This is a genomic window from Streptomyces sp. NPDC085460 (genome assembly GCF_044541975.1).
Taxonomy (GTDB): domain Bacteria; phylum Actinomycetota; class Actinomycetes; order Streptomycetales; family Streptomycetaceae; genus Streptomyces.
In genome coordinates this window covers 348,494-364,483 of the sequence record NZ_JBITTO010000001.1, presented here as the reverse complement: position 1 = coordinate 364,483, position 15,990 = coordinate 348,494, and the positions used below count along the sequence as shown (strand labels likewise).

Sequence of the window (15,990 nt, the reverse complement as noted above, 5' to 3'; positions counted from 1 at the left end):
CGGCTCCCGTCAGGCCAGCCAGCCCTGTCGGCGGGCGATCCGCACCGCGTCCAGCCGGTTGCGGGCGTCGAGCTTGGTGACGGCCGCGCCGAGGTAGTTGCGTACCGTGCCCTGCGACAGGTGCAGCTCGCGGGCGATCTCGGCGAGCTCACCGCCGTCGGCGGCGAGCCGCAGGACGTCCGTCTCCCGTGCGGTCAGCGGACTCTGACGGGCCATGAGCGCCTCGGCGGCCAGCTCGGGGTCGATGACGCGCTCGCCGGCCGCGACCCTGCGCACCGCGTCCGCGAGCCGGTCCGGCGGCGCGTCCTTCAGCATGAAGCCGCTCGCCCGGGCCGCGAGCGCCGACCGCAGGATCTCGGGGCGCCCCAGGGCGGTGAGGATCAGGATCCGGCACTCCGGCAGCGCGGCGACCAGGTCGCGGGCGGCGGTCAGCCCGTCCCCGCCGGGCATCTCGACGTCGAGGACCGCGACGGTGGGCCGGTGCGCCAGGGCGGCGGGGACGACCGCGTCCCCGCGGGCCACCTCGGCCACGACCTCCATGTCGGACTCCAGGCCCAGCAGGGCGACCAGCGCCCCCCGGATCAGGTGCATGTCCTCGGCCAGCAGAATCCGTATCACGAGACCTCCCCCGCCTGCCGGGCACGGCCGTCGGCGCACCGCGCCCGGGAACGATCGAGGGGCCGTCTCAGATTTCTCTGAGACGGCCCCTCGATTCACGACTCCGTCGAGTCGGGACGACAGGATTTGAACCTGCGACCCCTTGACCCCCAGTCAAGTGCGCTACCAAGCTGCGCCACGTCCCGGTGCCCGTCTGACCTGGGGTTTCCCCCGGCCCGGCGTGCAAGAGAACAATACCGCACTTCCCCTGGTGGTCACGAACCGCTTGCTCTGCGTCCCCCGGGACGGTGGCTGGAAGCGGCAGTCTTGCCGGTGGCACATGGCAGAAAGTCGCCCCTGGACAAATCCGCCCGGGCGGACTCAGGGGCTCCAGATCCCACCAAACACAGTCCGAAGTGATCGTCAATAGCATCTGTTTCGGACAAAGACCCGGGCAATATTGATCCACCCCGGAAAGATCAACACCATGAAGTGTCGGCCTGTTCGGGACGGGACCACTGCCGATGCACCACCTGTCCGGACCATGCCGGGCAGGCGTTTCGCAGGGAGGGACTCGTATGGACAGCTACTTCAGCAGCCGGCTTCATCATCAGCTCAGGGAGACGGTCCGAGGCTTCGCGGAACGGGAGGTGCGACCCCGGATAGCCGAGATGGAGGAATCCCGGACGGTCCACCACGAGCTGTCCCGGCTCATCGCCGAGCAGGGCTGGCTGGGGGCGACGATCAGCCCCGAGTACGGCGGCATGGGCGCCGGCCACCTGGCGAAGACGATCATCATCGAGGAGCTCTCCCGGGTCAGCGGCGCCATGGGCGCCATGGTCCAGGCGTCCCAGCTCGGCACCGCCAAGATCGTCCACTTCGGCTCCGACGCCCAGCGCAAGACCTGGCTGCCGCGGGTCGCCTCCGGCGCCTGCCTCCCGACGATCGCGGTGACCGAGCCGGAGTCCGGCGGGCACGTCCTGGGCATGTCGGCGAGCGCGGTGCGCGACGGCGACGACTACATCCTGAACGGCAGCAAGGTGTACGTCGGCAACAGCCACGTCGGCGACCTGCACGGCGTCGTGGTCAGGACGGGGCCCGGTTCGAAGGGGCTCACCGCCTTCCTCGTCGAGTCCGACCGGCCGGGCTTCCGGCTCGGGCCGCAGCAGCCCGCGATGGGCCTGCACGGCTTCAGCTTCGGCGAGCTGATCTTCGAGGACTGCCGGGTCCCGGCCGCGAACCGGCTCGGCGACGAGGGCGACGGCCTCGCCGTCGCGTACTCCTCCAGCGTGCTGTACGGGCGGGCGAACCTCACCGCCGTCTCGCTCGGCATCCACCAGGCGATCCTGGAGGAGACCACGCGCTTCGCCTCCGAGCGGATCCGCTACGGCAAGCCGCTCTCCGAACTCCCCACGGTCAAGATCAAGCTCGGCCAGATGCAGTCCCGGCTGATGACCGCCCGGCTCGCCGCGTACCACGCGGTGCACCTGCTCGACCAGGGCCTCTCCTGCGACACCGAGCTGATGAACGCCAAGCTGGTGAACGTCGAGTCGGCCATCGACTCGGGCCGCAACGCCATGGAGATCCACGCCGCCGCCGGCCTCTTCACGGACCGGTCCATCGAGCGCTACCTCCGCGACGCCCACCACATCTTCGCCCCGGCCGGCACCTCCGACGTACAGCTCCTCCGGCTGGGCGAGGTCGCCCTCGGCCAGGACAAGGGCAGCTGGTCGGAGCGGCTCTCCGAGCTGGTCCGCACCCCGGACCTGGAGCCCGCCTCCGCGTGACGGGACGCGCGGGGCCCGTACGGCAGGTGCCGTACGGGCCCTCGCCCTGCCCGGAACCGGTCCGGAACGGGTCAGAACATCGAGTCCTCGCGGCGGTGGATCTGCTCCACCAGCTCCGCCGCCATCGCCTTGATGGTCTCCAGGCCCGACCGGCCCCACGGCCGGACATCGGTGTCGACCACGCAGATGGTGCCGAGCGCGACGCCCGTGCGGTCGATCAGCGGCGCGCCCATGTACGAGCGGATGCCGATCTCGTCGACGACCGGGTTGCCGGCGAAGCGCGGGTAGTCGCAGACGTCCTCCAGGACGAGCGCCTTCCTGCGGACGACGACGTGCGGGCAGTAGCCGTGGTCCCGGGCCATGAACCGGCCGACGCCGCCCGCGCCCGCCGCGCCGAGGTCGGTGCCCGAGTGGGAGCCGCCCGGAGTGTGCAGCCCGGCGAAGAACTGCCGGTTCTCGTCGATGAAGTTGACCATCGAGAAGGGGGCGCCGGTCACGTCGGCGAGCCGGTGCGCGAACTCGTCGAAGGCCGGGTCGGGACGCTCCCCGAGGCCGAGTTCGCGCAGCCGCCGGACCCGGTCCGGGGCCTCCTTGTCGATGGGGGTCAGGAGGAGGTGACCCGTCGGGTCGTAGGTCATGGCGTGACTCCGAAGCTCGGCGCGGGGGCCGGGGTCGAGTTGAGGAGGTGCTGGACGAGGGTCAGGAGGGTACTGATGGCGGAGCTGGAGATCCGGGCGTCGCACAGCACGATCGGCACGTCCCGGCCGAGGTCGAGGGCCTGCCGGATCTCGTCCGGCTCGTAGCGGAAGGCCCCGTCGAACTCGTTGACGGCCACCACGAAGGCGATGCCCCGCCGCTCGAAGAAGTCGATCGCGGAGAAGCATTCCTGGAGGCGGCGGGTGTCGGCGAGGACGACCGCTCCGAGCGCCCCCTCGGACAGCTCGTCCCACATGAACCAGAACCGCTCCTGGCCCGGGGTGCCGAAGAGGTAGAGGACGTTGCGGTCGTCGAGGGTGATCCGGCCGAAGTCCATGGCCACGGTGGTCGTGGACTTGTTCTCCACGCCCTCCAGGCTGTCGGTGGCCGCGCTGACCGAGGTCAGCAGCTCCTCCGTGCTGAGCGGTTCGATCTCGCTGACCGCGCCGACGAAGGTCGTCTTTCCCACGCCGAAACCGCCCGCCACCAGGATCTTCAGCGCGGTGGGGAAGGGATCGGCCGCGAAACCGTCATGGCGTTCAGAGCCGCTGTCGTAGGCCATCGAGCACTGCCTCCAGCAAGGAACGGTCGGATGGGTTGGCGTGGAAGCGCGGGGCCCGCGCGGTGAGGGCCCCGCAGTCCACGAGGTCGGAGAGGAGGACCTTGGTGACGACGGCCGGGAGCCTTAAGTGCGCCGCGATCTCGGCCACCGAGGTGGGCCCGTCGCACAGCCTGAGGGCCAGGCTGTGCTCGGGGCCCATATGGGGCTGCGGGCCGGATCCGGTCGCCATCACCAGGGAGAGCAGGTCGAGCGAGGCGGTGGGCTTGGTCCGTCCGCCACTGACGGTGTACGGGCGGATCAGCCGGCCGGCCGCGTCGTCGAGCCAGGGCCCTTCCTGCGGAGGAGACACGTTCACTGACCGGCGCCACCCGCCGCTGCGGCCGCCTGCCGGGCGGGGGTCACGAGGTACGGGCGGACGCTCTTGACCAGCATCGCCATCTCGTAGCCGAGGACGGCGGCGTCGGCCTCCCGGCCCGCGAGCACGGCCAGGCAGGTGCCGGACCCCGCCGTGGACACGAAGAGCAGGGTGGAGTCGAGCTCCACGACGACCTGGCGGACCTCGCCGCCGTCGCCGAACCGGACGCCGGCGCTGCGGCCGAGCGAGTAGAGCCCGGAGGCGAGGGCCGCCATGTGGTCGGCCGCGTCGGGGTCGAGCCCGTGTACGGACTTCACCAGGCCGTCGGAGGAGAGCAGGACCGCGCTGCGGGTGTACGGGACCCGCTGGACCAGACCGCTCAACAGCCAGTCGAGATCCGAGGAATGGCCGGTCGGCACATTGCTCGCCATCGTGTATCTACTCCTTGTGCGCGTCGCCGTGACGCAGCGACTCCTGGGGGGTGGGCTGGGATTCGGCCAGGCCGATCCCACGCTGGAACGCGGCCATCAGGCCGGGGTCGTGCAGGGCGTGGTCCTCGGCGGCGCGGCCCTGCGGCTGGTCGCGCAGCTGCGGGACCAGGTGCTCCTGGGCGCGCCGCTTGGGCAGGTCGGGCCGGCCGGGCGCCTCCGCGCGCGGCGCGGGGGGCGCCGGCGGTACGGCGGCGCCGAAGCCCGCGGGGGCGGCGCCGTGGTCCGCGTACCCGCCCGCCGCTCCGGTGCCGGAGGGGACGTAGGGGTTCGGGCCGAGGGGCTCCTCGGGCCGGGCGGCGAGCCGCTCCGGAGCGACGGGCGCGGCGGGTGCGACCGGTGCGACGGGCGCGGGGGATGCGGCCGGCGCGGGGGCCTGGTAGGGGTACGCGGCGGGGGCCGGGGCCTCCAGGGGCGCGGTCGCGGGGGCGGGGACCCCGGCGGGCGGAAACGGCGCCGGGGCGTCGGTCCCGGGGTGCGGCGGCCGGTCGGTCTGGGGCCGGTCGTGCTGCGGCTGGGGCTGCGGCTGCGGCCGGCTCTGGGGCTGCTGGGGCTGCTGGGGCGGCGGCGGGGTGCCTCCGCCGGTGACCGCCGCGTTCTGCCGCTCGTGCTGGGCGAGGCCCTCGGGGTCGGCGCCGAGGAGGCCCTGCGGGAGGACGAGGACGGCCTGGATGCCGCCGTAGATGTTCGACTGGAGGCGGACGGCGATGCCGTGGCGCCGGGCCAGCGCGGAGACGACGAAGAGGCCGATGCGGCCGTCCTGGAGCAGATGGGCGACGTTGACCTGGTCGGGGTCGGCGAGCAGGGCGTTCATCTTGTTCTGCTCGGTGACCGGCATGCCGAGGCCGCGGTCCTCGACCTCGATGGCGAGGCCGGCGGTGACGTACTGGGCGCGCAGCAGCACGGTGGTGTTGGGCGCGGAGAACACCGTGGCGTTCTCGACGAGTTCGGCGAGCAGGTGGATGACGTCGGCGACGGCGTGGCCGCGGAGGGTGCCGTCGATCGGCGGGACGAGCTTGACCCGGGGGTACTGCTCGACCTCGGCGATGGAGGAGCGGAGCACCTCGGTCATGGTGACCGGGTTGGACCACTGGCGGCGGGAGATGGCGCCGCCGAGGACGGCGAGGTTCTCGGCGTGGCGGCGGATGCGGGTGGCCAGGTGGTCGACGTGGAAGAGGCCCTTGAGCAGCTCCGGGTCCTCGACCTCGTTCTCCAGTTCGTCGAGGAGCTGGATCTCGCGGTGGACGAGGGACTGGAGCCGGCGGGCGAGGTTCACGAAGACCTCGACCTTCTGCTCGTTGCCGACGCTGCTGGAGAGCCGGGACGCCTGGACGACGGCGGCGACGGCCGCCTCGTGGGAGCGGGCCAGTTCGGCGCCGAGGCGGTCGAACTCGTCGCCGCCGGTGGTGTCGGGGAGGGCGGGCCGGGGGGCGAGGTCCTCGCCGCGGCGCAACTGCTCGACGATCGTGCGCAGTTCGCCCTGGTCCCGGGTCGCGTCGCGGCGGACGCCGGAGACCCGGGCGAGGACGGCCCGGGCGGCCCGGTCGGCGCCGAGGGCGGCGGCCGTCACGGAGGCGATGGCGAGGGCGGCGGCTCCGGTGAGCGCGGCCCACAGGCCGGGCGTCGGGCTCGTGCCGGTGGAGCGGAGGGTGAAGAGGACGGCGGCGGCGCCGCCGAGGGCGACGGCGACGGCGGGGAGGACCGAGGCGCGCAGCAGCTGGGGGCGTATGCGGACGTCGGCGGGGGTGGCCGTCGCGGGCCTGGCCTGAGTCGTGCCGGTGGTCGAGGTGCGAGCGCCCGAACGGCCGTGCCGCCCGCCCTCGCGGCGGTCGGACCGCGGGGCGGGTGCGCGAAGTTGTGACATGGATGTCCTTGGTACGTGCCCGGAATTCGGCGTACTGAGGGGTACTGGGGGTACGGATGGCTGGGGGTGTGCGGGGGCTGCTGATGGTGCTTCAGGTGAGGACGGCAGGTGCGATGAGCCTACCGATGATCACCGACCACACAGAGTAGTCGTCAACCGTTCGCGCGGGGTCCGCAGTTGGCAAACCTGCCCGTAGACCTGCGGAGTCTGCTATCGGGGCCGCCATGGGCGGCTGAGATCGATTGGCCGAAAGTCGCCCTACCGGCAGGCGAATTGCCGCGAGCGGAACCATACGAAAGAGGGCGGAGGCGCCAATTGACCTCTTTCCGCTGCGGAAACGTCTCAGGTCCCGGGCGGACCGGAATCCCCGGAAGGGCGCGGTCCGGCCTTTCCCCGCCCCGCTCGTCACGCAGCGTGCACACGTCCGGAGCGTCGCGTTCCGCCGCCGGACGCCGGTCGCGCCGCCCCGGCTCCGTGACCGTCGGTGAGAGCCGTGCGCCCCGGGCCGGCGCCGGGGCTGCCATGCTGGTGCCATGAGCGCCGAAGCCCCCTCGCCCCGTCCCCTGCTCGTCGTGGACGGGGCCAACGTCGTGGGATCCGTGCCGGACGGGTGGTGGCGCGACCGGCGCGGGGCCGCGGAGCGCCTGCGGGACCGGCTCGCGGCGGCCGGCGGGCCCGCCGACGGGCCGTGGCCGGGGCCGTACGAGATCGTGCTGGTGGTCGAGGGACGGGCCCGCGGGGTGGCGTCCGTGCCGGGCGTCCGGGTGGAGGAGGCGGAGGGCAGCGGCGACGACCTGATCGCCGAGCTGGCCCGGAACGCCGACGGCCGGCCGTGTCTGGTGATCACGGCCGACCGTGAGCTGCGCCGGCGGGTGGAGGAGACGGGGGCCCGCTGCGCGGGGCCCCGCAGCCTCCCCCGTACGACCGGCGGGAACGCCTAGCGCCGGCCCGCGGGGTCAGTGGCGCTCGGGCAGGTCGCGCTCGGCGGGCAGCGGCGCGCTGTCGGCGGTCGCGGCGGCGGACCCGCCGCGCGCGGACACCTTCGGCGCGGGCTTCGGCGCCGGCTTCGGGCCGCAGAAGGCCGCTTCCAGGGTGCCGCCGAGCGCCGTGTTGGCGGCACCGCGGTTGGAGGTGTTCGCGACCGCCGACAGGCTGCGCCGGCCGTCGCGGGTGGAGAAGGCGTACGTGTAGTAGCCCTGCACGGTGCCGGTGTGGCCGAACACCTGGGCGCCGCAGGACAGGTCGTAGCGGCGCAGGCCGAGCCCGTAGAAACGGGTGTCGGTGGTGTCGGTCGGGGTGACCGTCGTCATCTCCTCCATCATCGCCGGGGAGAGCAGCCGGCCGCGCATGAGCGCGCTGGTGAAGGTGTTCAGGTCGGCGGGGGTGGAGATGACGGCTCCGGCCGACTGCGCCCAGGAGACGGTCTGCTCGGTGGAGTCCACCAGCGGCTCGCCGGCCGCGTCCGGGTGCAGGTAGCCGCGGACCCGGAGGCCCTTGATGCGCGTGTCGGGGTGGACGTAGGAGGTGTCGCGCAGCTTCAGCGGCTTGAAGATGCGGCGCTCGTAGGCGCGGTCGACCGGCTTGCCGGTGAGCTTCTCGATGAGCATGCCGACGACCACGAAGTTGGCGTTCGAGTAGCGGTAGGAGACGCCGGGTTCGGTGGTGCGCGGCTCGGCGAGCGAGAGGTCGACGAGCTCCTGGTAGGTGAAGACCCGGTTCCGTACGGCCTCGAAGCCCGGCACGGTGTCGGCGAACATCGCGTTGGTGTAGTCCGCGAGGCCGCTGCGGTGGGTCAGGAGGTGGCGGACCGTGATCCGGTCGTCGGGCAGGAGCCCGGGCAGGTAGCGGTTGACCGGAGCGTCCAGCTCCAGCCGGTCCTCCTCCACCAGCTGGAGCAGGACGACGGTCGAGAAGGTCTTGCTGACGCTGCCGATCCGGAAGCGGGCGTGGATGTCCATCGGCGCCCCGGAGGCGCGGTCGCGGACGCCCGCGGTCAGGCTCTCGACCCCGCCGGGACCGGTGAAGCGCGCCATCGCGCCCGGGGCGCCCTGGGCCATGGCCGCGTCCAGGGCGGCGCGGACGCCGGCCAGGTCGGGGGCGGGGGTCGCCGGGGTCGCGGCGGAGGCGGCGGATCCGGTGGAGGCGGCGGGGAGGGGCGCGGCGGTCGCGGTCGCGGCGGGCGCGAGTCCGGCGGCGAGCGCGGCGATCAGGGTGGCGGCGGCGCCGGTGGTCAGACGGCGGTGGGACGTCAGGGGCACGGTGAATCCTCGGCTGCTCACGTGGTGTTCGGCGCGGCGCACGCCCTCCGTGGCCGCGGGGCCGGGCACACGCGCCGGTGAAGCCGGCCGTGCCCCCGTGCCCACTGATCATGAGGGTCCGCGGCGGCGAAGGGTTCCCGGGCGCGGGGCACACGCCCGGAAATCCTTCGTTCCGGTGGTGCGGGGCCTCCCCGAGACGGGAAGGCCCCGGTCCCGTTTCCGGTCAGAGACCCTGCGGGGACGGCAGCGGGAGCCTCGGCTCGGCGCCGGCCCGCTGCGGCGCCGCCGCGCACGTCACGTCGGACGAGGGCAGCCGGCCCGTCGTCAGATAGGCGGTGGCGGGGGCGTCGGCGCAGGATCCGGAGCCGTACACGCCGTGCCCCTGGCCGCCGAGGACGGTGACCATGCGGGCGCCCTTCATGACCCGGCGCAGGCCCTGACCGCTGACCAGCGGCGTCTGGGAGTCCCACTCGTTCTGCAGGATCAGCGCCCCGCTCGCGTTGTTCACGCGGGTGGCGGGCTCGTCGCCGGCCGGCCAGAACGCGCACGGCTTGATGTGGGAGGCGATGTCGCCGTAGAGCGGGTACGCCGCCTTGTCGCGGATCGCGTCACGGCGGTACCGCTCCGGGTCGCGCGGCCAGGCACGGGTGTCGGCGCAGACGACGGACCAGAAGCTCGCGTCCATGTTGTCGGCGGGGACCTCGGCCCGGGCCCAGGTCGTGGGCGTCGCGGCGAACGACGGCGGGGCGGGGCGCTCCGGCGCGGTCCGCCGGGACGGCGCCGGCGACGGGGTGCCGCCCTCGGCGGCGGTCCTCAGCCGGACCACCAGGTCGGCGGCGGCCTCCGGGTCGAAGAAGGAGGCCCGGGCGCCGGCCCTGATGTCGTCGCCGGTCAGCTTCTGGCCCTCGAATTCGATCGGGGCGCGGTCGGCGCGCGCGACCAGCTTCCAGAAGGCGGCGCGGACCTCCCGGGGGGTGTCCCCGAGCCGGTACGTGGCGTCCCGCCGCGCGGTCCAGCCCGCCCAGCGGGCGAACGCCGGTTCCGCGCCCTCCGCCCACACCTGGATCATGCCGCGCCAGATCCGCGCGGGGTCGACGGCGCTGTCCAGCACGAACCGGTCGGCGCGCTGCGGGAACATCTGGGTGTAGACGGCGCCGAGATAGGTGCCGTAGGAGTAGCCCAGGTACGAGATCTTCCGCTCGCCGAGGACGGCGCGGACGACGTCCATGTCGCGGGCGGTGTTGCGCGTGGTCAGGTGGGGCAGGACGGCGCCGTTCCGCGCCCGGCACTTCTCGGCCACCGTCCGCGCCCAGCGGACGTCCCGGTCGAACGAGGCGGCCTTGTAGGGGCGTTGCCAGTTCAGCTCGTCGCCGGTGAGGCCGCAGCTCACCGGGGAGCTGCGGCCGACGCCGCGCGGGTCGAAGCCGATGAGGTCGTACGTCCGCTTCACGGCGTCGGGCAGTTGCGGGGCCATCCACAGCGGCATGTCGAGGCCGGGGCCGCCGGGACCTCCCGGGTTGAGGAGCAGGACGCCTCGCCGGTCCCGGGGGCTGGTGGCCTTCGCCCGGGAGATCGCGAGGTCGAGCTTGCGGCCGGCGGGGTCGCCGTAGTCGAGGGGGACCTTGAGGGTGGCGCATTCGAGGTCGGCGGGCGCCTGCGGGTCGCAGGGCGCCCAGCGGGGCTTCTGCCGGAGGTACGGCGCTAACGCGTCGGCGGTGGCGGTGGCGGTGGCCGCCGCCGAGGCCCGCGCGGGGGCGGGTGCGGCGACGGCGGGGGTCAGGGCGGGCAGGAGCGTCGCGGCGGCGGTGACGGCCACGACGGAGGCTATCCGGGTGCGCACAGGGCGTCAGTTCCTCGTGGGTGCGGAGGGATCGGTCCGCAGCACCCTTTCGCGGATCGGGTCGGTACGGAATCCCGCGCGAGGAGCGGATCGTGTACGCCTCAGGGAGGAGGCGCGTGCGCCGAAATGGTCCTTGCGGAGGCGAACGCGTACGCCCGCGATCGCGTCCGCCGTCTTCGCGTCCACCGTCCTCGCCCCCGCCGTCTTCGCGTCCACCGTCCTCGCGTCCGCCGTCTTCGCGTCCGCCTGCTTCCGTGTCCGCCTGCCTTCGCGTTCACCCGCCTTCGAGCCCACCCGCCTTCGCGTCCGGGCGGGGCCGGGTGGCCCCGTCCGTCACCGAATTGTTTGGCCGGGGCGGCGGCGGTCAGGCGGAGGGCATGGAGAACTCGCTGCGGCTGTTGATCGCCCTGTGCGGCTCCGCGCTCGTCGCGTACGCCGTCGTCCGCGCGGCGGACCTGACGGCCCGCCGGGCGGACGCCCGGCGCCCCGGCACGCCCTTGTGGGGGCTGCTGCGCCGCTGCCGTACACCGCTGTTCGTCGTCCTGTTCACCGCCCTGCTCGGCTGGGCGGTGCGCGTCACCGACTGGGCGCCGGCGCAGGACCACGCCGGTCTCGCCGCCCGGGTCCGGGTGCTCTGCCTGATCGGCAGCGGCGCCTGGCTGACGGTCCGGGTCGCCACCGCCCTGGTGGAGTCCTCGTACGCGCGCTACGCGGGCCGCACCCTGGACCGGGCGCGGGTGCGCCGGGTGCGGACCCAGGTCACGCTCATCACCCGCGTGATGTCGGTGGCCGTCGGGGTGGTCGCCTGCGCGGTGGCGCTCGTGACCTTCCCGTCGTTCCGGGCGCTGGGCACGTCGCTGCTCGCCTCGGCCGGGATCATCGGGATCGTGGCCGGCGTGGCGGCGCAGTCGACGCTCGGCAACCTCTTCGCAGGCTTCCAGATCGCCTTCGGCGACATGGTCCGGATCGGCGACACGGTCGTCGTCGACGGCGAGTGGGGCCTGGTCGAGGAGATCACCCTCACCTTCCTCACCGTCCGCACCTGGGACGAGCGGCGGGTGACCCTGCCGGTCTCGTACTTCACCTCACGCCCCTTCGAGAACTGGTCCCGGGGCGGCGCCGAGATGACCGGCACGGTCTTCGTCCACTGCGACCACGCCACTCCGGTGGCGGAGCTCCGGGCCCATCTGCGCGACTTCCTCGGCTCGTGCTCCGGCTGGGACGGACGCGGCTGGGACCTCTCCGTCACGGACACCTCGCCCACCGGCATCACCGTCCGCGCGCTGGTCACGGCGAAGGATCCGGACGAGCTGTGGACCGTGCGCTGCGCGGTCCGCGAGGAGCTGGTCCGCTGGCTCGCCAGGGAGCACCCGGCCGCGCTCCCGAGGATCGTCACGTCCCCGCCGCCGGACGGCGGGGACGGACCGGCCCCGGTGACGGGCTGAGGCCCCTCCCGGTCAGCCCCGGACGTCGCCGTCGCCGTGCTCCCGCCGCTCGTCGGGCGTCGACCAGGAGTCGTCGCGGGGTGCCGCGGGCTGCGCGGCCGTGGGGTCTGCCTGGGACCGGCGACGGCGCGCCGCGCGGCGGGAGCCCCACCAGAAGGCGGCGAGGAGGAGGGCGACGACGACGGCCCCGATGACGAGGCCGAAGGCCAGGGCGTTCGAGCCCGCCGAGGCGAGGACGGGTGCGGCCGTGGAGAGGGATGCGCTGGTCATGGGCGCCTTCCGGTCGAGGGCGGGCGCGCGTCGCGGCTCTCGGGCGAGCCTCGCGCGCCAGGACACACGACGCGTCTCTCCCGTAGCGGTGACGACAAACGCGGCGGCGACCACCGACGTACCGGCGCCGGCGGTACGTACCCCGGACGTGCGGCCCGGGTGTCGGGCAAGCTGGGGGCATGAGCGACTTGTACGGTGCCGCCGTCGTCCTGCGTCCCGCCGTCCCGGCGGACGTCCCCGCCCTGGCCGCCGTCCGCGCCACGCCCGAGGTGCGGGCCCGCTGGCGGGGCGCGGACGACCTGGCCGGGGAGGTCGCCTCCGACCTGGAGGACCCCGCGACGCGCTGTCTGACGATCCTGTACCAGGACCGGATCGTCGGCATGATCCAGTGGTACTCCGAGGACGAGCCGGACTACCGGCACGCCGGGATCGATCTGTTCCTCGACCCGTCGGTGCACGGCCGGGGCCTGGGCACGGACGCCGTCCGCACCCTCGCCCGGCACCTCGTGGACGACCACGGCTTCCACCGGCTGGTCATCGATCCGGCCGCCGACAACGCGGCGGCGATCCGCTGCTACGAGAAGGCCGGGTTCCGCCCCGTCGGGGTGATGCGCCGGTACGAGCGCGGCGCGGACGGCACCTGGCACGACGGTCTGCTGATGGACCTGCTGGCGGCGGAGCTGGTGCGCTGAGCCGGCGGCGGCGGGCCGCCCGGCGGCTTCAGCCGCAGCCCCCGCACCCTCCGCAGCCACCGCCGCCGCCGCAACCGCCGCCACAGCTGCTGCTGTTGCTGCTGCCGCCGCCGGCCCCGCCGCTGCTTCCGCCGCCCCCGCTCTTGTCCGAGCCGTCGCGCCCGATGGCGCGGACGACGACCCAGACGACGAACACGACGACCCCCACTCCCACGATCTCCGCCACGGTCTCCCCCTCCGCCGCCGTCCTTCGACGGCTCGGGACGGGTATACCCACCCGTCGGGCGGACGGAGCGGTTCAGGGGCGTGAGCGACGCCACGCCCTCCTCCCGGGGGGCGGGTCAGCCCCGGCCGAGGATCCCGCGGTCGTAGCCGGCGGCGACGGCCGCGGCCCGGTCCTTGACGGCGAGCTTGGCGTAGATGTGGGTGAGGTGGGTCTTCACCGTGGCCTCGCTGATGAAGAGTTCGGCGGCGATCTCCCGGTTGGAGGTGCCCCGGGCGACCAGGACGAGGATCTCGCGCTCACGGGCCGAGAGGGTGGCGTCGACGGGCTCGGCGGGGCGGCGGACGGCGCTGACGAGGCGGGTGGCGACGGCCGGGGAGAGGACGGTGCGCCCCTCGGCGGCGGCCCGTACAGCGGCGAACAGCTCGTCGCGGGGCGCGTCCTTGAGGAGGTAGCCGGTCGCCCCGGCCTCGATGGCGGGGAGGGTGTCGGTGTCCGTGTCGTACGTGGTGAGCACGAGGATCCGGGCGCGGGCGCCGTGCCGGGCGAGGGCGGCGATCGCCTCGACACCGCCGCCGGCGGGCATCCGCAGGTCCATGAGGACGACGTCCGGGTCGAGGCGGAGGGCGAGTTCGACGGCCTCGACGCCCCCGGACGCCTCGCCGAGGACGCGGAATCCGGGGTCGGCGTCGAACATGCCGCGCAGGCCGTCCCGGACGACGGGGTGGTCGTCGACGAGGAGCAGGGTGATCTCAGTCATGGCGGGCCAGCGGTACGCGAACGGAGATCGCCGTGCCCTCCCCCACCGCCGACTCGACCTCGACCTCCCCGGCGAGGCGGGCGGCGCGGGCCCGCATGCCGTCGAGTCCGAAGCCGCCGTGGGAGCCGCGGGCGAGGGGCGCGGCGGGATCGAAGCCGCGTCCGTCGTCGCGGATGTCGAGGACGACCTCGTCGCCCATGTACGAGAGGGTGACCCCGGCGCGGCCGGCCCCGGAGTGGCGTTCGGCGTTGGCCAGCGCCTCCTGGGCGATGCGGAGCAGGGTGGCGGCGACCTCGTCGTGGAGCGGGTGCGCGGTGCCGGTGGCCGTGAAACGGCCGCTGATGCCGGTGCGTTCGGACCAGCCGGCGACGGTCTTCTCCAGCGCGTCGGGCAGCGTGTCGTGCTCCAGGGCGACCGGGGACAGGTTCTGCACGGAGCGGCGCGCCTCGCCGAGGCTGTGCCGGGCGAGCGCGGCGGCCCGCTGGTGGTGGACGCGGGCCTGCCCGGCGTCGGCGGTGTCGGCGGCCTGGAGCTGGGCGATGATGCCGGTGAGCCCCTGGGCGAGGGTGTCGTGGATCTCGGCGGCGAGCCGGCGGCGTTCGTCGGCGACGCCGGCCTCCCGCGCCTGGAGGACGAGTTGGGCCTGGAGGGTGGCGTTCTCGGCGAGCGCCTGCTCCAGGCGGGCGTTGGTCCGGGCGAGCTGGGCGATGGTCGCGGAGCGTTCGGCCGCCTTCTCGGTCTCCTTGGCGCCGAGGTGCGCGAGGCCGGTGGCGAGTCCGGCGTTCAGGAGGAACAGCGCGGTGAAGGCCACCCATTGGAGGGTGGAGGACGGCGGCAGCCCGCCGGACTGGGAGCCGGCCATGGTGAGGGCGACGGCGAGCAGCCCCGACCGGACGAACAGCGGCCGGTTCGGCAGCAGTTGGACGGCGTCGAAATAGCCGACGCAGGCGAAGACGGCGAAGAACGGGTTGAGCCAGGTGAGGACGAAGGCGAGCGCCGTGCGCAGCGCGAAGTAGGCGGCGGAGGCGGGCCCCGGGGCGTCCGGGACGAGCGGGTCGGCTCCGGGGTCGTCCGCGCTCCCGGGAGGCGGTACGGGCGTCCGCCGCGTCTGCCAGGACAGCTGGAGGACGAGGACGGCGGCGACCAGGACGCCCGCGACGACCGGCTCGGTCCCGGGCATCATCTCACCCGCGGTGGCTCCGGAGAGCGCCGTGGCGGTGCCGAGGAGCACGTACGGCCCCCAGCGGTGGAACTGCCGCCACCGTTCCTCGACCGTCACCGCCATGCCCCGTACCCCTTCCGCCGCCCCGTACCGCCGTACGCCCCCGCCCTGCCCCTTCCGTCACTCCCAGCGGAAGCGTCGGATCGCGGTCGCCGTCAGCGCGACCGCCCAGAAGGCCATCACGCCGACCGCGAGCAGGCTCGGCCAGCCGCCGCGCGTCGCCTCGTCGAGGGCCCGCGAGGCGGCGCCGTACGGCGTGAACTCCACGATCCGGCGCAGCGTATCCGGCATCGCCTGGACGGGCACCCAGACGCCCGCCGTGAACATGGTCGGGAAGAAGACGGCCGTACCGACCGCGGTGGCGATCTTCTGGGTGCGGGAGAGCCCGCAGACCGCCGAACCGAGGGCCAGGGCGCCCGCGGCGGCGAGGAGCAGCGCGGCGAGGTAGCCGGGGAGGTTCTCGGGCAGGGCGACGGCGAACGCGGCCCGGCCGACCGCGATCACCAGCAGCGCGGAGACCAGCGCGGCGGCGGCGTGCAGCACGAGCTGGGCGGTGAGCAGGGCGGCCGGACGGACCGGGGTGGCGGACATGCGGCGCAGGATGCCGCGCTCGCGGTAGCCGGCGAGGACCGGTGGCATGGCCTGGAGTCCGGCCATGATCAGGGCGAAGAGGACGGAGACGGGGACGTAGAGGTCGATCACGCGCCGGCCGCCGAGCTCGGGTGAGACCTCCCGCATGGACGGGATGAGCCCGAGGATCACCAGGAGGACGGTCGGCGAGACCATCACCCAGAACAGGGAGGCGGGTTCGCGGGCGAAGAGGCGGGCCTCGGTCCTGAGGACCGCGCGGGTGGCGGAGGCCGGTGCGGTGGTGGTGGCCATGGGACTGCTCCTGTCGCGGAGGGGCGGTGTCGGGGACCGTCGGTGTTCA

General features: G+C 74.1%; 17 protein-coding genes and 1 tRNA gene. 4 read left to right on the top strand and 14 right to left on the bottom strand.

Annotated features, from left to right (window positions below):
- Window positions 1-9 precede the first annotated feature (9 nt).
- Entirely contained in the window at window positions 10-618 is a 609-nt protein-coding gene (locus tag ACIGHB_RS01700) for a response regulator transcription factor (protein WP_360312355.1), read from the bottom strand.
- A 111-nt stretch (window positions 619-729) separates the two neighbouring features.
- A tRNA-Pro gene (locus ACIGHB_RS01695) sits at window positions 730-803 on the bottom strand.
- A gap of 372 nt (window positions 804-1,175) precedes the next feature.
- Here ACIGHB_RS01695 and ACIGHB_RS01690 point away from each other — a divergent pair.
- Window positions 1,176-2,384 carry an acyl-CoA dehydrogenase family protein gene (locus ACIGHB_RS01690; RefSeq protein WP_360312357.1) on the top strand — a complete coding sequence of 403 codons (1,209 nt, stop codon included), beginning with the start codon at window positions 1,176-1,178 and terminating at the stop codon, window positions 2,382-2,384.
- A 71-nt stretch (window positions 2,385-2,455) separates the two neighbouring features.
- Here the strand turns inward: ACIGHB_RS01690 and ACIGHB_RS01685 are convergent, their stop codons facing one another.
- The 5 genes from ACIGHB_RS01685 to ACIGHB_RS01665 are packed head-to-tail and all read right to left on the bottom strand — an operon-like array spanning window position 2,456 to window position 6,349.
- Window positions 2,456-3,022, bottom strand: a complete 567-nt coding sequence (locus tag ACIGHB_RS01685) for a GAF domain-containing protein (RefSeq protein WP_360312359.1) — start codon at window positions 3,020-3,022, stop codon at window positions 2,456-2,458.
- Window positions 3,019-3,642: an ATP/GTP-binding protein gene (locus ACIGHB_RS01680; RefSeq protein ID WP_360312361.1), complete on the bottom strand. Its 624-nt coding sequence runs from the start codon at window positions 3,640-3,642 to the stop codon at window positions 3,019-3,021. The genes ACIGHB_RS01685 and ACIGHB_RS01680 overlap by 4 nt, the downstream gene beginning before the upstream one ends.
- Window positions 3,620-3,991: a DUF742 domain-containing protein gene (locus tag ACIGHB_RS01675; RefSeq protein ID WP_360312479.1), complete on the bottom strand. Its 372-nt coding sequence runs from the start codon at window positions 3,989-3,991 to the stop codon at window positions 3,620-3,622. Before ACIGHB_RS01675 ends, ACIGHB_RS01680 begins: the two co-directional genes overlap by 23 nt.
- A 2-nt stretch (window positions 3,992-3,993) precedes the next feature.
- Entirely contained in the window at window positions 3,994-4,428 is a 435-nt protein-coding gene (locus tag ACIGHB_RS01670) for a roadblock/LC7 domain-containing protein (RefSeq protein WP_351105369.1), read from the bottom strand.
- Window positions 4,429-4,435: 7 nt separating this feature from the next.
- Complete coding sequence (locus ACIGHB_RS01665) at window positions 4,436-6,349, bottom strand: sensor histidine kinase (RefSeq protein ID WP_399908632.1); 1,914 nt, start codon at window positions 6,347-6,349, stop codon at window positions 4,436-4,438.
- A 533-nt stretch (window positions 6,350-6,882) separates the two neighbouring features.
- On the opposite strand from ACIGHB_RS01665, the gene ACIGHB_RS01660 reads away from it, so the two are divergent.
- Window positions 6,883-7,290, top strand: coding sequence for an NTP pyrophosphohydrolase (locus ACIGHB_RS01660; protein ID WP_399908630.1), 408 nt, complete (start codon window positions 6,883-6,885; stop codon window positions 7,288-7,290).
- 15 nt (window positions 7,291-7,305) lie between these two features.
- Here ACIGHB_RS01660 and ACIGHB_RS01655 read toward each other — a convergent pair whose 3' ends face one another.
- Both ACIGHB_RS01655 and ACIGHB_RS01650 read right to left on the bottom strand, forming a co-directional pair.
- On the bottom strand, window positions 7,306-8,607 hold the full coding sequence (locus ACIGHB_RS01655) for a serine hydrolase domain-containing protein (RefSeq protein WP_399908629.1): 1,302 nt from the start codon (window positions 8,605-8,607) through the stop codon (window positions 7,306-7,308).
- A gap of 223 nt (window positions 8,608-8,830) precedes the next feature.
- On the bottom strand, window positions 8,831-10,447 hold the full coding sequence (locus ACIGHB_RS01650; protein ID WP_360312369.1) for an alpha/beta hydrolase: 1,617 nt from the start codon (window positions 10,445-10,447) through the stop codon (window positions 8,831-8,833).
- A gap of 377 nt (window positions 10,448-10,824) precedes the next feature.
- On the opposite strand from ACIGHB_RS01650, the gene ACIGHB_RS01645 reads away from it, so the two are divergent.
- Window positions 10,825-11,892, top strand: a complete 1,068-nt coding sequence (locus ACIGHB_RS01645; protein ID WP_399908627.1) for a mechanosensitive ion channel family protein — start codon at window positions 10,825-10,827, stop codon at window positions 11,890-11,892.
- A 12-nt stretch (window positions 11,893-11,904) separates the two neighbouring features.
- Here the strand turns inward: ACIGHB_RS01645 and ACIGHB_RS01640 are convergent, their stop codons facing one another.
- Entirely contained in the window at window positions 11,905-12,162 is a 258-nt protein-coding gene (locus ACIGHB_RS01640) for a DUF6479 family protein (protein WP_399908625.1), read from the bottom strand.
- A 179-nt stretch (window positions 12,163-12,341) separates the two neighbouring features.
- Here ACIGHB_RS01640 and ACIGHB_RS01635 point away from each other — a divergent pair, with 179 nt between their 5' ends.
- Complete coding sequence (locus ACIGHB_RS01635; protein WP_388881402.1) at window positions 12,342-12,854, top strand: GNAT family N-acetyltransferase; 513 nt, start codon at window positions 12,342-12,344, stop codon at window positions 12,852-12,854.
- A gap of 28 nt (window positions 12,855-12,882) precedes the next feature.
- Here ACIGHB_RS01635 and ACIGHB_RS01630 read toward each other — a convergent pair whose 3' ends face one another.
- From ACIGHB_RS01630 to ACIGHB_RS01615, 4 genes are all read right to left on the bottom strand, one after another.
- Window positions 12,883-13,080, bottom strand: a complete 198-nt coding sequence (locus tag ACIGHB_RS01630) for a hypothetical protein (RefSeq protein ID WP_399908622.1) — start codon at window positions 13,078-13,080, stop codon at window positions 12,883-12,885.
- 115 nt (window positions 13,081-13,195) lie between these two features.
- A complete protein-coding gene (locus ACIGHB_RS01625; protein WP_360312379.1) occupies window positions 13,196-13,837 on the bottom strand; it encodes a response regulator transcription factor in 642 nt (213 codons plus the stop codon).
- Window positions 13,830-15,122 (bottom strand): sensor histidine kinase, encoded by a 1,293-nt coding sequence (locus ACIGHB_RS01620; RefSeq protein ID WP_399908620.1) that lies wholly within the window; start codon window positions 15,120-15,122, stop codon window positions 13,830-13,832. Before ACIGHB_RS01620 ends, ACIGHB_RS01625 begins: the two co-directional genes overlap by 8 nt.
- A 57-nt stretch (window positions 15,123-15,179) precedes the next feature.
- The gene (locus ACIGHB_RS01615) at window positions 15,180-15,941 is read right to left on the bottom strand and encodes an ABC transporter permease (RefSeq protein WP_399908618.1); all 762 of its coding nucleotides are present in this window, start codon (window positions 15,939-15,941) and stop codon (window positions 15,180-15,182) included.
- Window positions 15,942-15,990: the final 49 nt, after the last annotated feature.

Excerpts from the sequence above, each read along its gene's own strand:
- ACIGHB_RS01690 (WP_360312357.1), top strand. The coding sequence starts at position 1,176 with ATGGACAGCTACTTCAGCAGCCGGCTTCATCATCAGCTCAGGGAGACG.
- ACIGHB_RS01685 (WP_360312359.1), bottom strand. The coding sequence starts at position 3,022 with ATGACCTACGACCCGACGGGTCACCTCCTCCTGACCCCCATCGACAAG.
- ACIGHB_RS01680 (WP_360312361.1), bottom strand. The coding sequence starts at position 3,642 with ATGGCCTACGACAGCGGCTCTGAACGCCATGACGGTTTCGCGGCCGAT.
- ACIGHB_RS01670 (WP_351105369.1), bottom strand. The coding sequence starts at position 4,428 with ATGGCGAGCAATGTGCCGACCGGCCATTCCTCGGATCTCGACTGGCTG.
- ACIGHB_RS01665 (WP_399908632.1), bottom strand. The coding sequence starts at position 6,349 with ATGTCACAACTTCGCGCACCCGCCCCGCGGTCCGACCGCCGCGAGGGC.
- ACIGHB_RS01660 (WP_399908630.1), top strand. The coding sequence starts at position 6,883 with ATGAGCGCCGAAGCCCCCTCGCCCCGTCCCCTGCTCGTCGTGGACGGG.
- ACIGHB_RS01645 (WP_399908627.1), top strand. The coding sequence starts at position 10,825 with ATGGAGAACTCGCTGCGGCTGTTGATCGCCCTGTGCGGCTCCGCGCTC.
- ACIGHB_RS01640 (WP_399908625.1), bottom strand. The coding sequence starts at position 12,162 with ATGACCAGCGCATCCCTCTCCACGGCCGCACCCGTCCTCGCCTCGGCG.
- ACIGHB_RS01635 (WP_388881402.1), top strand. The coding sequence starts at position 12,342 with ATGAGCGACTTGTACGGTGCCGCCGTCGTCCTGCGTCCCGCCGTCCCG.
- ACIGHB_RS01625 (WP_360312379.1), bottom strand. The coding sequence starts at position 13,837 with ATGACTGAGATCACCCTGCTCCTCGTCGACGACCACCCCGTCGTCCGG.
- ACIGHB_RS01620 (WP_399908620.1), bottom strand. The coding sequence starts at position 15,122 with ATGGCGGTGACGGTCGAGGAACGGTGGCGGCAGTTCCACCGCTGGGGG.
- ACIGHB_RS01615 (WP_399908618.1), bottom strand. The coding sequence starts at position 15,941 with ATGGCCACCACCACCGCACCGGCCTCCGCCACCCGCGCGGTCCTCAGG.